The sequence below is a fragment of the Paenibacillus tundrae genome (genome assembly GCF_030812775.1).
Lineage (GTDB): Bacteria > Bacillota > Bacilli > Paenibacillales > Paenibacillaceae > Paenibacillus > Paenibacillus tundrae_A.
The window spans coordinates 53,457-70,633 of sequence record NZ_JAUSTI010000011.1 but is presented as its reverse complement, the minus strand read 5'-3'; the positions used below and the strand labels follow the sequence as shown (position 1 = coordinate 70,633).

Here is a 17,177-nt window from a genome sequence, read left to right as displayed (position 1 = left end):
TCAACCTAGTTATAGAGAATCGTTTAGTTAAACGGGAAGATTTTCTTCGTTCGTTTCGTCAAATTACCATTACGGTCATACTCAAATACAATTTGATCTCCTGTAAATAAAACTACTTTAAGTAGTTGATTGCCATAGCCGTATTCGTAGCTGTTATCACTTCGCATGATCATTTCCGCTGCTTTAATTTCACCTTGAACTGGTTTCCCATCCTTTTCGCCTAACTTCAGATAATAGTTCTGTCCACCTTCGAGTTCCCACTCCAGCACGGTATACTGTTCCCCATACACCTGCTCCTGTTCGACTGAAGCAGCTAATCGACTGCTTAGTTCCTTATCTGTATATAACTCAAGCCAAGGCTCAATGGAAAAATCTTTTGACTCTTTAATCGCTATTCGATACTTACCAGTACCGTAAGGATTAAAGCGATAGTACACGTTTCCTTGTTGCTTATCAGGCAGTGCTGTTTCCAAACCTTCATATAATGTCAGAAACTCGACCTCTGCTTCCTTGACAGTAAAATGACGGTAAGCAGCTACAAATTTCAGCGATTGGGAAGACCTATTATGCACCTGAATATCAGACTTTCCAGGTATGTGTTGTGACCCTACCGCATTCTTACCTTCCCTTACAACCACTTGGTTCTGATCCCGTATAACGTAATCATAGGCTAATGCTTCTACATGAGATGTAAAGAGCACTGATGAATAAGTTGATGAGTTCGAGAACAACATCGTGGCGTTTGGCTCCAAACTCCGTTTGATGAGCGCTGGCTCCTGACTAGGACTAGCTGTCACAGGAACGTTATATTGAATAGTTACCGGTTCTGGAGATAGTACAGTGACGACAAGTGTTCCACCCGCTGGAATTTCCCATGTATCAAGACTTGAGCCTACCACTAAATACTGATATTTATTGTTTGCTTCGTAGACTACGAAATCCACAATAGAATCGGTTACTCCAACTCGGTTAACCTGTGCGGGTTGTGCACTCGGATTCGTAAATACTGCGCTCTGTCCTTGATTAATTGTAATTTCCGTTTCTGGTGAAGGCACTTGATCATCTTGTCCACGGAAAACACGGTAAATGCCACCATACGTGATGGGTTGATCTGAGACATTGGTAACAACAACTTTTTTGCCACCCAGGACAAGAGGTTCGATTGCTGTGGCTGATCTACTGCTCGATACTGTTTCATCTACGTTGTAAATCGTGTAATCATACACTCGCCCCGCACTGCTGGAAGCATCGTTTCGTAGCCTCTTCGAATCAGAGCTTATGTTGGTATAAGCATAGCTTTCACCTTTGTTCAACGTTACACGTAGATATGCCGGTTCCTGGCTATCCACTACAGAGAAGTCATCCGTATATTCAAATAACACAGGTGTACTTCCACCTACAGTAACGATGGCTTCACCACCAGAAGGAATGGTAGCGAGACTTACATTGCTATTGAATTTGTCGCTATGTGCTCTGCCGTCTGCCTTATACACGACAATATCAAACATTGCACCTATTTTTTTGGCATTACTGCGGATCGGGTTGCTAAGTGAACCCCCGTTGTGGAATTTGACCGACTGGCCTGGTGACACAGTAATTTTACTGAGCGCTTCAGTTGGTCGATCCTCTACATCAAAAATCGTATAAATTGCACCTATGGTCACAGGCTCCGCAGATACACCCGTAACTACAGCTTTATTTCCATAAAAGACAACAGGACTAACTGCCGTTGCTTTTCTTGTGCTCCGCTCAGTACCGTCCGGGTAATATGTTACGTAATCAAATAACCGTCCTTGACTGACGGACGCATCACTGTCGAGATACTCTCGGTCGGTACTGTTATTCCAAAATGTCACACTTTCTCCCTGATTCAGTGTTACCCGATGATAGGCGGGTTCCATGCTTTCTTCGACGGAGAAATCATCGGTATATCTGAACTCGATCGGAACTTGACCAGCTACTGTCACGACTGCATAACCTTGTGAACGAATGGTCGGATTCGTAGTTTTGTTGAAGCCATCTGAATGAACAACATCTTCTGCTGTATACAGGACATAATCAAAAACGGCTCCATTGGAGCTGCTTGCATTGTTTTTTATCGGATTAGCCAAGGAACCGTTATTCCGAAAAATCACGGATTCACCGGGATATACGGTAATTCGAGTAATGGCATCACCACCGGCTTTCTGAACATCAAATGTCCGATACGGCACACCATATGTTACCGGTGTTGCTGTTACCAAAGTCACTACAGCGGTTCTCCCAGCAGCTACCGTAGGCTTAATGGATGTATTCGTTCCGGTGGAGCTTTCCGTACCATCCGGAAGATACACGACATAGTCATGCTTATCTTTGGTGGCACCATCGCTCTGAAGTGCATCGGATCTACTGCTAATATTGGTGAATTGGTAGCTTTCACCTTGGCTAAGTGTCACTCGAGTATACGCTGGCTCATCGCTCCACTCACCGGTATAAACTTCGTAGGGAAATCCAACACTAACAGGCTGTGAACCAGCACCAGTAATAATGATTTCGTTTCCTGCTGCAAGTGAAGGTTTCCCCGTCGTTCGGAAATTTGAACTCGCGAGACTACCATCTTCTTTATAAGAAGCATAGTCTATTCTCCTATCCTGAGCTGTGGAAGTATCAGCACTTAAAGCTCTTGACTGAGTGCCATTATTGAAATAGCGATAACTCTCCCCATTGGATAGAGTAACCCTAAGCATTGCCGGGTTGGCTGAGACGCTATAAGAAAATTCTGAACGAACTGTCACTGTAAACGGATTTTGCCCCGTTGAGGTAATTACAGCTGTATAACCTGACCCTACTGACAAATTGTTAATAGAGTTCATATTTTCGCCCATAATACTCCCATCCGGTCTATAAACAACATAATCGTAAGCACTGCTTCTTGAGGTCGACGCATTCGTACTTAACGATCTTGCAGCACTTCCGTTATTCGTAAACGTATAGGAATCTCCGGGGTTCATGATCAAAATATCCTCAGCCGCCAGAGCCATAGATTGAGGAGTATAAATATCTTCTTCGTATGTACCATCAGTTACCTCTGATGCACCTTCTGGTTCCTCAATAATTTCGTTTACGTCCTCTGGTTCTTCGTAAATTCCTTCTATATCTTCAAACTCATCATTATATTCGCCTACACCTGTTGACTCTTCGTAGACATCCGGATCTGTAACATCCAAGTTATCCTCGTCTGTTAGAGCTGGATCTTCTGTAAGGACATCGAGATCCTCGTTGTCAGTCTCCATTGTGATGATCTCATCTGATTGATCTGAAAGGGCATAACCGGTTGTCGGATATATGGTGCTAATCAACAATACAGCCATCAGTAAAACAATAAAACCTTTTTTAAAACTCATGAAATCAAATTCCTCCTTTATGTTTTTTATCCATTTAACCCCTAAAAAGATGTTCAAATGGATTATGAATAATTAATATCGGCATTATCCTAATTTTAGGTAATAGTAAGATAGTCCTTATTTTCTGGGATTATTCTCCTTTTTGAATTCGTATAACAAGAATTGATCATACATATAGACATAAAAAAACATTCAGACTATGAGGGTTTCTGTAACTGTTCAAATACTAAAGACATGCAAACTAACCTACAACACAAAAAGGACACTTCAAGGAATATGCTTCCTTGAAGTGTCCCTATAGATTAAATTTCTCTACCGAAGAATGGTATTACTACTTGTTAATCTATACCTTTTACAAATACCCTAACTTATCCAACACACGCTTCAACATTACTGCTGCTTGTGCACGGGTCGCATTGCCTTGGGGCTCGAATGTTCTCGATGTCATCCCTTGAATGATTCCCTCCTGCACCGCTTTAGAAACAGAATCCTTGGATTGGATTTTCTTGTTGTCCTTGAATTTCGATAAAATGGACGTCGATGAAGAGTTCAGCACCGTTTGCTTACCCCCGTAATTCAAAGCACGAACCATCATGATGGCCATCTGTTCACGAGTAATAGGACGATCTGGCTTGAACGTACCATCGGTATTACCTGTAATGATTCCTGCTTCAGCAGCGGCACCAATATAGGCACTTGTGATACTTCCGCTACGAACGTCAGGAAAACGACTTGCAGCGGTTGGTTCCCCGCTTAATCCTAGTCCTCTAGCAACTAATTCAGCGAACTCTGCACGTGAGATGTTCTCATTAGGGCGGTAATACGAGCCATTCGGTGCACTAATGATCCATTTAGCCGAGAGTTCCTTAATGACCTCACTTGCCCAGTGTGAGGCTGTATCCCGATAACTAACGATATGATTTACAGGAACGATTGTCTGATTGCCATTCAGTTGCCCTGAGATGACTAGTCCATCAGCAGTGTTTTTAAAAGAACTAGGCACATTAGATAAAATTAAAGTAATTGGATCGATATACGTAAACCCTGATGTAGCTGTAGGCGTATTAGTAGGTAATTTCATAGACAGATTGCTTCTAGTATCCAATTCCATACGTTGATTATTATTACTATTAAAAGCAAACATGAACACATCCGTGTTATTACCAAGTTTCTGTGCTCCTGAATTGATAAGCATTCCATCCATTGTTCCTGACGCCAGTACCGGTACTGTCTCTAGCTGAACATAGAAAAATGGCCCCCTCGATCCTGTTGTTACGCTTGTATTAATTGGCGTAATTACAGTAGATGCTCCAATTGTCCCCACGCTCCGGCTCATCGCCGCTAGATCTAGATTAGATAATGGCATCGTCCAGAGGCGATCACCATATTTTACTCCAATCGTTCCTGTACGATAGTTTGCAGCCAGCTGGGTCAATGCATTCAACGGGAAACCAACAAACGCAGAGGCTTCGCTATCTGGAATCTCGAATACCACGGGTTGATTAAGTTTCCCAACGGTTGAAGCATATTCAAAAGCCTGAATCAATTTCGCTGCATCCATATTGAATTGACGAGTCGAACGGTTATTACGTGACATCGTAGATTCGGCAGCTGAGGCAGTGTTATTGTTCATCACAAGTAGAGGCTGACCATAGTTTGATGCATCTAATTCAGTCAACCAAGCAGGACGGCTTGCCGTCTGGTTACTACTACCATTATTATTGGTTGTCTGCTGCAATGTAAGTGGCCCAAACGCTGGTACAGTTACACTGGACATATCACGGATGGGTACAGCGCCAGGGACATAACTCACCGTTCCTGTCTGTGACGTTGTGCTAGATCCTACCCCAACAGTTGATGTATCCAATTTCAGTGTCACCACCGAGTTGGAAGCAGAAGCAGACAATACGGTTGCATTTGAATTATTCAATGCGACACTGAACTGAGCAACCGTTAATGCCGTCTGAGACTGGATCGCATCCCGGAAATTAATCTGAACCGTGTCTCCTTGGATCGTAGCTGACAGGATTTTGCCGTTACCGTAGGTATACGTTACTGGCGTTAGATTCAGATATCCTGCAGGATTATTATTCAGATCCGTCAATCGTAACGCACCAGGAACATATGATAATGAAATATTTTGTGTATCCTTCACAGCTGAGGCAAGTGTTAACGTAATCAGATCGTCTTCAATCTCAGAATCATTTACGAAGACCGGCTTGCCGTCGACTAGAACAGAGTACTGGCTATTCGCTGGTTTATTTGTCGTTTTCAGTGGTTCATTGTAGCGAACCCATAATTTGTTACCACTGACCTCTGCGCTCTTGAACTCAGGCGGTTTGGTATCAATTGCGTTACGAACATAGAAACCACTGAATCCTGCAAGTGTTTGCCCACGTGTATCTTTTACAGGCCAGGAGCCTGGTGTGTACGCCACACGAACTACTTCGCCATCCGTAATGGAGCGACTGAGATTCAAAGTCACGACAGAACTATTATTGATTGAAATGCTATTAATCCCTACATTCGACTGATCCGCCGTTACACTGAATTGTCTCGCTGCATCACTCGAAGTAATATAGACTGTCTCAGGATAATAGAGCGTAAGTGTGTTGTAGTACACGTTGCCTTCTCGTGGCTTGGACATAACGGAATCCAACCCATTTTCTACATCTCGTGCGCCAAATGCAGCCGCAGCATTAAAAGACTGATCGGTCACGCGATTGCCTGTCGTACTAGGAACATAAGCAATCCGTACAACCTGTCCTACGGCCACACCCGTGTCCAGTACAACGTATACGCTATCACCTGAAATGTAAGTAGAGCTAACATTCCGATTCTCACCATTAACGGTAACCGTATAACTGTTGCTCAGCGGGCTAATGCTACTAAGCCATTTGTCATACGTTAAACGAATGGTTGAATTGTCGTGCATTTTAGCTGTCTTAATAACAGGAGGTTTGGTATCTGGGCTGAGCGTCCGGAATGTCCATGATGTTGCTCCATTCAAACCAGCGAACAAATTACCCGTTGAATCCTGCAAGGCTCCTCCTGTAATGTCTACTGAATAGCTAGTATTACTAGTAAGACTTGTACTTGGCGTAATCCGCAATTGCCTTTTGTTCGAGCTTACAAATGATGGAGTAGTGGCTACTACAGAACCATTTGCATTCTTTAAAGTAACTTTTCCAATCAGACTCTGATCTAAGTCCTTGTTAAAGGTTACAAGCAAATCTCCGGTTAAGGGAACGCCACTGGCTCCATTAGCTGGAGACAAGGTCGTTACTGTCAATGCAGTAGGATCAGATTGAAACGCTGTAAAGCTCCATTCCCCTTGTGCAATTGCTGATACGTCATTACCTTGTCTAACATCTCGTAGTGCACCTTCTGGAACAACAACTGAGTATGTACCCTTATTCTCGAAATTATTGGATGGTGTAATTGTGATAGAGCTACCATTAATATGAACTCGATTGGTATCTTTGACATTGAACCTTTCGAATACGTTATTTCCCAGCATAATCTGAATTTCACCTGCGCCTGCCTTAATTGCTTCACTGTAGGTAAGTTGAATATTGGAAGCAAGAGGAACGGAGCTGGCACCTTTCAGAGGGGAAAATGCTGTTGGTTTTGCTGTACCTATCCCTTTAGTCGTAAACTTCCATAGCCCCGATGAAGGAGAGCCTATGCCTTGATTATTAGCTACCGTAACAAAAGCACCTGCATCATACATTACATAATATGTACCACCGGGTAATTCTTTGTGTTTAATTGTTACCTGTGTTCCGGTTCCCGTACTACTAGCAGGAACTGCCGGGTCAGAAGAAGGATCTCCAATTAGAATATTTTCACTATTAACGACGATTACCTCTTCTGGTACACTATCTTGATAACGATCAATGTACAGCTTTAAGTCGGAATTCCCCTTTCGAACCGCTTCTTTGAAGTTAATCACTAAAGATTCCTTACCATCTACGTCCACAGCGTTCACTGCTGGAACGGTTGATTCAAATAATATCTCTTCCCAACGCGGATCATCTTCTGCTGCATATGCCTTATTGTTATTACTCAAGAACCCTAAACTGCCCTGAACAGTCAACAATAAAACAAGTAGAAAAATGATACCTTTACGAGCCAATCTTGTTGTACTCACCGTCTTATTCCTCCTTATCCGAATCAAATTGACCTACATCTTCATTATACAGACCTTATTCTGTATATCGGATTTAACAGAGATTTCTTTTAGTGATATGGAAAATAAAGCAAGTAAAGATAAAGGATTAGAGCACTCTCTAAATAGAAAGAGCCCTAATCCTTTTAGAGGACTAAGGCTCTTTGATTAGCAAACTAATACGACTTACAGACCTGCTTGAGATTTCAAAAGGTCTGCTTTGTCCACTTGCTCCCAAGGTACATCCAAATCTGTACGGCCGAAGTGACCGTAAGCAGCAGTTTGTTTGTAGATTGGGCGACGAAGATCCAGCATACGGATGATGCCAGCCGGACGAAGATCGAAGTTGTTACGTACAAGCTCAACCAATTTCTCTTCGCTGACTTTGCCTGTTCCGTATGTATCTACGTTGATCGATACCGGATTGGCTACACCAATCGCGTAAGCGAGCTGGATTTCTACTTTGTCTGCAAGACCTGCTGCTACGAGGTTTTTCGCCACGTAACGAGCTGCATATGCAGCAGAACGGTCTACTTTTGTTGGATCTTTACCAGAGAACGCACCGCCGCCGTGACGTGCATAACCGCCGTAGGTATCTACGATGATTTTACGCCCAGTCAGACCTGCATCTCCCTGAGGTCCGCCAATAACGAAACGTCCTGTTGGGTTGATGAAATATTTAGTCTGCTCATCCAGCAATTCAGCTGGAACAACAGGCAAGATAACATGTTCTTTGATATCCTTTTGAATCTGCTCAAGCGTCGTTTCTTCCGCATGCTGCGTAGATACAACGATCGTGTCCACACGAACTGGCTTGTCGCCGTCGTATTCGATCGTTACTTGAGTTTTACCATCTGGACGAAGGTATTCTAATGTACCATCTTTACGCACTTCAGCCAGACGGCGTGCGATACGGTGGGATAGTGCGATTGGCAAAGGCATGAGCTCAGGTGTTTCATTCGTAGCAAAACCGAACATCAGACCTTGGTCACCAGCACCAATATTTTCTGTTTCGCGCGCAACTTGCTCTGGATCACGGTGCTCAAGAGCTGCGTTTACGCCCTGTGCGATATCAGCAGACTGCTCGTTCAGAGAAGTCAGTACGGCACAAGTGTTATAATCAAAACCGAACTTCGCACGTGTGTATCCGATATCCTTAATCGTATTACGAACGATGGACGGAATGTCCACGTATTCAGACGCTGAACTGATCTCACCGATGACAAGTACAAGACCTGTAGCTACGGAAACTTCGCACGCCACACGAGCGTTAGGATCGTTCGCAAGGAACGCGTCCAACACGGCGTCCGAAATCTGATCGCAAATTTTATCCGGATGTCCTTCAGTTACAGACTCCGATGTGAATAGATGCCGGCCTTTAATAGACATTGAAGTTTCAACCTCCCATAACGAGTAGTATGGCGATTGCCCGAACAAAACATTTACGGTGGTTCGTTCACTGTACCCTCGAAGCTTTCCAGTCGGAATGAGGACGGATGGTCCTCCGTTACGAAGATAAGGATTTCTCAGGTAATTGCCCCAATAAAAAATCAACCTTCTCCTACCATGGAAAAGGTTGCATACCTAACAGTCATCTTATCGTATTTGTCAAGTAGTGTCAAACTACGCGATATGAAAGAAAATCTATAATAAGTGCTGCTCTGCTTGGCGAATCAGCCTTTTGGTGATCTCTCCACCCACCGATCCGTTCTCACGGGAAGTCAGATGTCCCCAGCCTTTGTATTGACCATAAGAATGATTGATCTCACCTAGCTCAGAACCAAATTCAGTATCTGCACCAGCAAGACTACCTCTACCGCCATACCCCACATTCAGACCAAACTCCGCTGCAATTTCATACTTCATCTGATCCAGCATTTGTCGACTTTCCGGTACCACTTTGCGGTTGCTTCTAGCCATCGTTCCTGCACCTCCGGTTATTGGTTGTTTACAGGTATAGATTGATCCAGAAGCAGGCTGGCTAGCCGTATAAATGTTTGTTAGAACTGGTTAATCTGCGCAATCGTTTATACATAATCATGAATAATTGCTACTACTTATGCACAATCTATTTCAGAGTATATCCGCCGCGTACCATTACAGTCAGGCTGTATTTGTTACCGTCAAGAACGGCAATGCCACGACCATCCTTTGGAAAAGAAAGCAGATGATTAGTCGGCGCCTCTTGACCATTCGTCAGGTCTACCCCGTCCGTCAGATCGGCTACACCATTCGTACCCTCGCTGACGATCACAGCTTTACCGCTACGTACAATGAACTCCGCGCCAGTTGCACCGATAAGCTGTTGACCCGGCTTCACCATCACAATCTCCAATGATTCCGAAGCACCGGATACTAATGGAGGAAGCGTCGTATCTCCACCTGTGCTACCTGTAGAAGGTGTAGTAGAACCTGTACCCGCCCCACCTGTATTGCCTGAACCAGCGTTGCTGTTATCACCACTACTTGTATTTCCACCTGTCGGAATTTTACCGCCCAAGGCTTGCTGAATTTGCTGATCTACATAACTTTTGGTCACCACGGGATCATCTGCTGTTCCCGGCTGACTTGTTCCTGCACCAATTGCCGTGTTGCTGTATACCGACCCAACCCACACGCCAACACCAATCGCGAGCGCCGCCAGGGATACTTTCATATAAGGTTTCATCTGTCTATGTTCCTCCTCTGGTAATCTATCTAATATTTACTATAGAGAAAAAAGCGCGATGCGACAAGCAAAACCTCGTCTCCGTTACACTAGAGACGAGGTTTGAGATGCCTGCTTGGCAATTGATAACTAAAATCTCTTAATACAAGTAACTTTGTTTTATTACCTTATTCAACCCCACCCTCAGGGACCACAGGTGTTTCAGGTTCTTCTTTCGGTAGCTTGGATACATCATATCCATAAGCTTGTTCAGCAAGAAGCAAACGTTGTCCCTGGAACTGATCATACAAAGCTAAACGATAAGAGCCGCCTCTTAATTTTTCGAAGAAGCTATCCTCTACACTCCAACTTAATGTCTGATTGTTTCCTACTTTCACATCTGTTCCTGGAGTCAGTTCTTTCTCAAATACTTTCCCATTCTGAGCAGTAAAGGTAAGAATCCATTTGTGTTCGTACTCAGCCATCTCGATCTCTTCACTGCGATCTAGTGTGTAATTCATGTCGACTTGTACAGAATTGCTGCCCACCAGATAAGCACGTACGCTGTTAGCAGTTAATGCATACGGATAAAGATCAATATTAGTAAAGTTACCTTGAACACTTATAGTAGTAGGCGGTACCTCGAATGCCATTGCATTCACATAAGCGGTAGCTTCTCCGTCACCAGTAACAAACTTGCTATCCGCAATACCTTCACCTACAAGCAGACGCAAATCTGAGAATGTAACTGACTTCGGCAGTTTAACCGAGAACGTAACAATTGACTTCTGACCCGGCCCAGGAGAACGTTCGGATTGCTTAGACGTTGCTTTGTAATACTGACCATCTGACGTTTTAAAGTAACCTACTAATTTGCCAATTCCATTCTGACGGAGTGATTTATTGGTCATCTCAAACTCAGTATATACAGTATCTGAAGATGTTCCAGGATAACGGATTGTTCTACGTACACTCATTTCAGTCTCTTTATCCGTAGCTCCAGTTGTGTAAGTCTTGCCAGCTCCAACGTATGATACCGGTTGAATCAATCCAGATGTGTTAAGAGTAATCCACTCATTCGTTTCTTCTTCACTTATCTTCTCATTCAGACTCACCTCTAAACGTCCCATACGCAGTTCAGAAGGTATCTTCGTCAATAGGTAAGCTTCGGTACTCATACCCGCCCCAAGGAGCTTTCCGTTCTGAGTGTAGATTAGTTTCTTATCTCCGTCGATTTGAGCGGAATCAATCGTAAACATCGCTTCAAGCTCTGGAAGCTGTACTGTTTTAGTCCCAGCATTACGAATCGTAACTTTTGCCGCAACTATATCACTATCTAGCCAAGGTAAACGTTGTAACGATCCCAAAGATACACCAAACGTGCCTTTATTGTTCTTAATCACGGTTTCCGTTGTTAGACCGTCCCCACTTGATATAGACTCTGGGATAGCATAGACTCCAACAGGGTAAGAAAATACAAACGGATTAGACGGACTCGTATTTTCAGTAGTCTCGTTCTTGTCTAAAGGACTCATTACATATAACTTAATTTGACTTACATCACCAATTCCTTGAATCGTCGTATTCAATTTAATCGTCTTGATATCTCCTGGATTCAACTTCAACGAATCTAATGCTTTCGTATCAATAGGATAAACGGTACCATCCTCAGTACGAATTTCGAAGGTGTAAGTAGGCACTTTAATAGCCTTCTTACCTTCGTTTTTCAATACAAACTGCATATTTAAATCATAGTCGCTGTCATTTACACGTATTTTCGCGGATTCAAGCAACGTTGACAGTCTTTGACCTTCAACAGAGATGATGTTAGGTTCATTTTCTGTGGTTTCTACTTTTGACGTGCTTGCTTCTGGTAGTTGAAGTGCTGCTACAGGCAGTACTGTCTTCTCTTCACCCTGTTCTTCCACCAGTAGTAGTTCTGATTTTAATAACTTTACCGATGTAGGTAAGGATGCCATCAAACTAAGCGTCTTGTTCGCTTGAGCTTGAATACTAATACTTGCGCTATCTTTATCTGGAGTTAAAGGATAATTGGTTCCACTTGGAGTGCGCAAAATCCACTTAATATTTGGGTTTTCAAGTAATTTATAACTGATATTATTGAGGTTAACACCGACTTTGACATATTGATTCTTGTTTTCCCCAGGGAAAATTTTGATACCTGATACCTTCACTTTTACAGATGAGTCACTCAGACGAACTGTTTTTGTTTTACCAACAGGTGTTGTAATGCTATAGGATGCAGGAACATTAAATTTCCCGAGTGTACTTTCATAGTTAGGCTTACTGAAATCCCACTTTACGATCAGGAAGTTCAGATCACTAAGCTTTACTTCGCGTCCAACCTTCATTGTATAGGTTAGGTCTACACTTGATCCAGCAGCGACAGTTTTCTTTTCTTGATCCTTAGCTATTAATTTGGGGGAGAAGCTAGTTCCACCTTTTGTTTTCACTTTGCTCCAGTAATCAAGCATCATTAATGGTTTGCTATCATTATTCTTATATGTCAGTGTGTACGTAACCACATTACCATCATCTTGAGAGAGAATGTTTACGTCAGTTAATCTAACTGAACTACGTGCAGTTACCTTCACAGGGGACAAGTTCCCTAGCGTATGTACTACCTTGTTCTCTGATGCTGGTTTACTAGATGTAGTATTGGAACTATTGGTAGTTGTTTTATCAGTATTATTACCAGTATTCGCTGCTGCTGTAATTCCAGCAGTTGAACTCAAAACCAAGGCACTCGCCAAAAGACTCACTAAAACTTTCCTTTGCTCCACTTCCAAACCTCCCATAAGTTGCTTGTTGCTTTATAGTATAAACGTTAGAGAGAGTGAGAAAGTTACGATGTTGTTTGATTTAAAAGAATAAATACGTTTGAGGAATCAATTATTTTATTAAATCCTTCGTGTAAAAGTTACTAGCCTTCTCTCTATTTCTAATCCATCAAATTCACTTTACCATAACACTATTTCATAAAATATTAACGCGAATCAAACATCATCAAGCTTATCTTTAATTTTCAGAAGCTTACTCATAGCTGAGCTTCCCGTATAGATAAATTAATCTATGCATTTTCATCTAGCACAACCAAGAGAGGCAAGCAATAGTTTAAAACAATATTCTTCTTTAATTAATGGGTCTCAATAATTTTTATTATCTTCTCTTTTGTTCCTTCTATTGTAGTTGAATCAATATTTATAATGGTTCATTTCCAAATAGAAAAAGGCCAACCAAAGTTGGTTGACCTTTTTTACTAACTTTATTAATTAAGGATTTACTGTTGCTGCAAAAGTGCTAGTAGCAGTTGCCAAAGCAGTAGTTGCTGCAGTTACTTGAGTTGATGTGGAATTCACGTTATCTACCACAGCTTGAGCCGTATCGATTGCAGTTTGGTAATCAGCAATATCAGCAGCAGCATATTGACCTGATCCAGTACCTACAACTGCTCCATCAACTTCAGCTTGAGCTGCATCGATTGCAGTTTGTGCTGTAGCTTTTGCTGCAATTACAGCAGAAACTTCACTCAAACGAGTTTGAAGACCATCTTTTACTGTGCCAGCAGGCAATGTTGTAACAAGTGGTTGCGCTGCAGTTACGTCAGCTTGCAATTTGCTTGCTTCTGCTTTTACTACAGCAGCTGTTGCATCAGCTACAGCTTTATCAGCAGCTGTCGCTGCATCAATAGCATTTTGAACTGTTGTCAAACGTGTTTGCAGGCCATCTTTTACTGTGCCAGCAGGCAATGCAGTAACAAGAGTTTGCGCTGCAGTTACGTCAGCTTGCAATCTAGTAGTTTCTGCTTTTACTACAGCATTTGTTGCTGCAGTTGCTGCTGTACCAGTCGCACCTTCTGTAACATTGATGTTGGTTTGTTTACCAGTGAAAGAAGCAACTTCGTTCTTCACATCAGTGTCGTCTGTCAGGTACTTAGATCCTGTAAAGTTCACAGTATACTTAGTATCAACAGTTCTGCTTGCTGCATCAGTAAGTTTAATAGTTACGAAATCAGTTCCTACTTCTACTGTATAGTCATTACCTGCAACCAATTTCTTGTTATCGAAGTAACGAACAACTTCAAAGTCTTTAGCAAGTAGAGTTTCGTTGGCAGCAGCATCTAATTTGATTACCTCAGAGAAATCAACTTTGATGTTAGTACCTGTTACTTGCAAGTTTTGGTAACCAGTCACATTAGGTTTAACAACCGGAGCAACTTTATCCAATACAGCAGTTGATTGTTGTGGAGCACTTGTAGTAGTACCAGCCAATGTAACAAGTCTGTTAACATCTACTGTTACGTTCAATGTGCTTGCATCAGTACCATAGTCTTTGTCCAGAACCAGTTTCACAACAGAAGTTCCATCAAGTACTACTTCCTTAATAGCCACATCAGTAGTTACACCACCAACAGTGGATTTTACTGAAAATGCATTTTTAGGAGCAGATGTTACGCTTGAAGAAAGCTTAACTTGAATTGTGTTTTGAGCTGTCAAAGCTGCTTTTTTATTAGCGTCATAATCTGTATCATAAGTAGCCAATCCAACAGTGATATCAGCAGTTGTTGGAATTACATTCAATCCACTGTTATCAACAAATTGTTTCAACAAGTTGCCAGCAGTATCTTTCACACCAAGAACAAACAAGCTTTGTACATTTCTTTGTGTAGTAGAGTCACCAGCTGCGAATACAACAGATTGATTTTTGTAAGTTTCAACGAATTTGATAGAAACAGCTTTGCTGTCATTCAGTACAGTGATGTCAGCCAATTCAGGAGTCAATGTAACTCTTTCTCCGTTAATTTGGACATGATAGTTAGAGTAATCAGCAAGCGTTGCTGGATCCATTTTCTTATCAAAGCCTACAATTACAGTTTTGTTAGTAAGGCTAACCAATTTAGAATCCAATTTAGGAGTCGTTACATCAGCCTTGCTCACTTTACCACTGTAATCAAGCATTGTGTTGCCAAGTCTTGTGTTGTCTTTGATGTTTTTGATTGTTACTGTGTTATCACCTGTGGACAAATCAGTATACAAATCAATTGTAATCACATTGTTGTCTTTTCCAGATAGATTAGCGTCTTTAACAGCAACAACTTTTCCATCTTTATCAGTTACATTGTAGTTTTTCACTTCTTTAACAGAATCAAGAAGGAGTGTTTTAGAGAATGTAACTTGAATTTGTCTTGCATTAAGTGCTTCTGCTTTTCTTACTTCAGGACGAGTTTGGTCAATTTCAGCGTTAACTGTAACTGAAGTGTCCTTAGCAATTTGATTTCCAGAGTAATCTTTTACTCCTTCAACATAGATCAATACAGCACCTGTTGGCAGAGCGTTTGCTTTGTCAAAAGTGAATTTGTATTTGTTGTCAGCCAATGCTTTTGGAGTTCCAGTAGCTTTGATTTTGTCAGTACCGGATTTCCAGTAAACATTACCTGAATCAAGCGTTTCTGGATCAACTTCTTCAGAGAATGTAAGAGTTACACTTTCCAAAGTTGCAGTTGCTGCAGTAATTGTTGGAGCTTCTTTATCTTCAACAACTGTGATGTCATGTGAAGAAGTCAGGGATACAAAACCAGCATAGTCTTTAACGCCAACTACAGTCAGTTTGTGATCTCCAACAGTAAGAGCTGAAGTGCTGTAAGGTGTCAACACAACTGTTCTCAAAGTAGGTTGAGTGATTTTACCAAAGTATGCTTTGCCATCAAGTTCGAAGTTACCTTGTGCTGGCAATTGTACTGGCTCACTGAATACTACTTTAACGGATTTAGTACCCAAAGATTTAACTGATTCTACTTCAGGAAGCTCATTGTCCGAAATTGAGAATTCAACATCTTTTGCACTTACTACAACATTACCAGCTTTAACGTTAGATACATTCAAGAAGTCAACTTTATTGTTGTTCAATGTACCAACCAATTCAACTGTAACTGATTTCTTATCTTCAGACAATGTAGCACTTTCGATCGCTTTGCCTGATTTCAAAGAGTAGTTAGAGATGTCTGTAGCAGTATCCTCGTCAACAGTACCATCGAAGTTAACAGTTACTTCTTTCAGGTTAGCTGCAGATACTTTTTCTACTTTAGTAGCAGTAGTTACTACATAAGTAACTTTCTCAGTGAACTCTTTATCTTTGTAAGTGAATTTCACTTCAGTTTCTTTGTTAGCTTCAAGAGCTTTATCCAAAGTTACTTTTACAGTTTCGCCGTCGCTGATTTTGAACTCAACTACTTTACCAGCTTCAGATACTGTGTAAGAAGATACTTTCAGGTTTTGAGCTTCGTCAATTACGTAAGCTGCGCCTACAAGCAATTCACGGGAAGCGTTACCTGCGAAGTTAGCGTTAGCATCCAAGAATCCAGCGTTGATTGCTGCTTGAACGTAACCTTTAGCCCACTCAGGAGCATTGTTGTTAGTTTCAGCTGGGATTTCAAGATCAAGTGCACGAGTAAGGATTGTAGCCATCTCGGACACAGTCACTTTGCCGTTGAAGTCGAAGATTTTCTTCTCAACGTTTTTACCTTCCATGATACCTGCAGCAGTTACTGCTTCAATGTAAGGTACAGCCCAGTTCTTAGCTGTGTAGTTTTTGTCTGTGTAAGACAATTGACCAGTGATTTCTTTCAGGCCGAGCAATTTAGTGATGACTTTAGCGAACTCAGCGCGAGTCATGTCTTTTTCAAGACCTGCTGTACCATCTGGATAACCATTGAAGATACCTTTTGCTTTCAATGCATCAAACTTCTGTTGTGGTGAAACTGCTGTATCACCGAATGCTACAGATGCAAACATTGAGAATGCCATTGCTGTAGACAAAGCGACGGATAAAATTTTCTTCATAACCTTTTTTTCTCCTCCTTGGGTGTTCATAACATTGGAATTTTCTTTAATAGGGTTGCTCGTATTTCTCATTCTATTGTGGCACCCCCTTTCCAGAGTTCTGAGCAAGTTAATAT

At 41.9% G+C, this 17,177-nt stretch carries 7 protein-coding genes; all 7 read right to left on the bottom strand.

The window, feature by feature from the left end; translation table 11 throughout:
* Nucleotides 1–23: 23 nt before the first annotated feature.
* The 7 genes from J2T19_RS19175 to J2T19_RS19145 all read right to left on the bottom strand — a co-directional run bounded on the left by J2T19_RS19175 (nt 24) and on the right by J2T19_RS19145 (nt 17,133).
* Nucleotides 24–3,383, bottom strand: a complete 3,360-nt coding sequence (locus J2T19_RS19175; RefSeq protein WP_307218514.1) for a hypothetical protein — start codon at nt 3,381–3,383, stop codon at nt 24–26.
* Nucleotides 3,384–3,735: 352 nt separating this feature from the next.
* On the bottom strand, nt 3,736–7,536 hold the full coding sequence (locus tag J2T19_RS19170) for an Ig-like domain-containing protein (protein WP_307218512.1): 3,801 nt from the start codon (nt 7,534–7,536) through the stop codon (nt 3,736–3,738).
* A 204-nt stretch (nt 7,537–7,740) separates the two neighbouring features.
* Nucleotides 7,741–8,943, bottom strand: coding sequence for a methionine adenosyltransferase (gene metK / locus J2T19_RS19165; RefSeq protein WP_128103769.1), 1,203 nt, complete (start codon nt 8,941–8,943; stop codon nt 7,741–7,743).
* Between the two features lie 255 nt (nt 8,944–9,198).
* Nucleotides 9,199–9,474, bottom strand: coding sequence for an alpha/beta-type small acid-soluble spore protein (locus tag J2T19_RS19160; RefSeq protein WP_239293209.1), 276 nt, complete (start codon nt 9,472–9,474; stop codon nt 9,199–9,201).
* A gap of 148 nt (nt 9,475–9,622) precedes the next feature.
* On the bottom strand, nt 9,623–10,222 hold the full coding sequence (locus tag J2T19_RS19155; protein WP_307218508.1) for a hypothetical protein: 600 nt from the start codon (nt 10,220–10,222) through the stop codon (nt 9,623–9,625).
* Nucleotides 10,223–10,389: 167 nt separating this feature from the next.
* A complete protein-coding gene (locus tag J2T19_RS19150) occupies nt 10,390–13,005 on the bottom strand; it encodes a hypothetical protein (RefSeq protein ID WP_307218505.1) in 2,616 nt (871 codons plus the stop codon).
* A gap of 489 nt (nt 13,006–13,494) precedes the next feature.
* Nucleotides 13,495–17,133, bottom strand: a complete 3,639-nt coding sequence (locus J2T19_RS19145) for an S-layer homology domain-containing protein (protein WP_307218503.1) — start codon at nt 17,131–17,133, stop codon at nt 13,495–13,497.
* Between the last annotated feature and the right edge of the window lie 44 nt (nt 17,134–17,177).

Excerpts from the sequence above, each read along its gene's own strand:
- J2T19_RS19160 (WP_239293209.1), bottom strand. The coding sequence starts at position 9,474 with ATGGCTAGAAGCAACCGCAAAGTGGTACCGGAAAGTCGACAAATGCTG.
- J2T19_RS19175 (WP_307218514.1), bottom strand. The coding sequence starts at position 3,383 with ATGAGTTTTAAAAAAGGTTTTATTGTTTTACTGATGGCTGTATTGTTG.
- J2T19_RS19145 (WP_307218503.1), bottom strand. The coding sequence starts at position 17,133 with ATGAGAAATACGAGCAACCCTATTAAAGAAAATTCCAATGTTATGAAC.
- metK (WP_128103769.1), bottom strand. The coding sequence starts at position 8,943 with ATGTCTATTAAAGGCCGGCATCTATTCACATCGGAGTCTGTAACTGAA.
- J2T19_RS19155 (WP_307218508.1), bottom strand. The coding sequence starts at position 10,222 with ATGAAACCTTATATGAAAGTATCCCTGGCGGCGCTCGCGATTGGTGTT.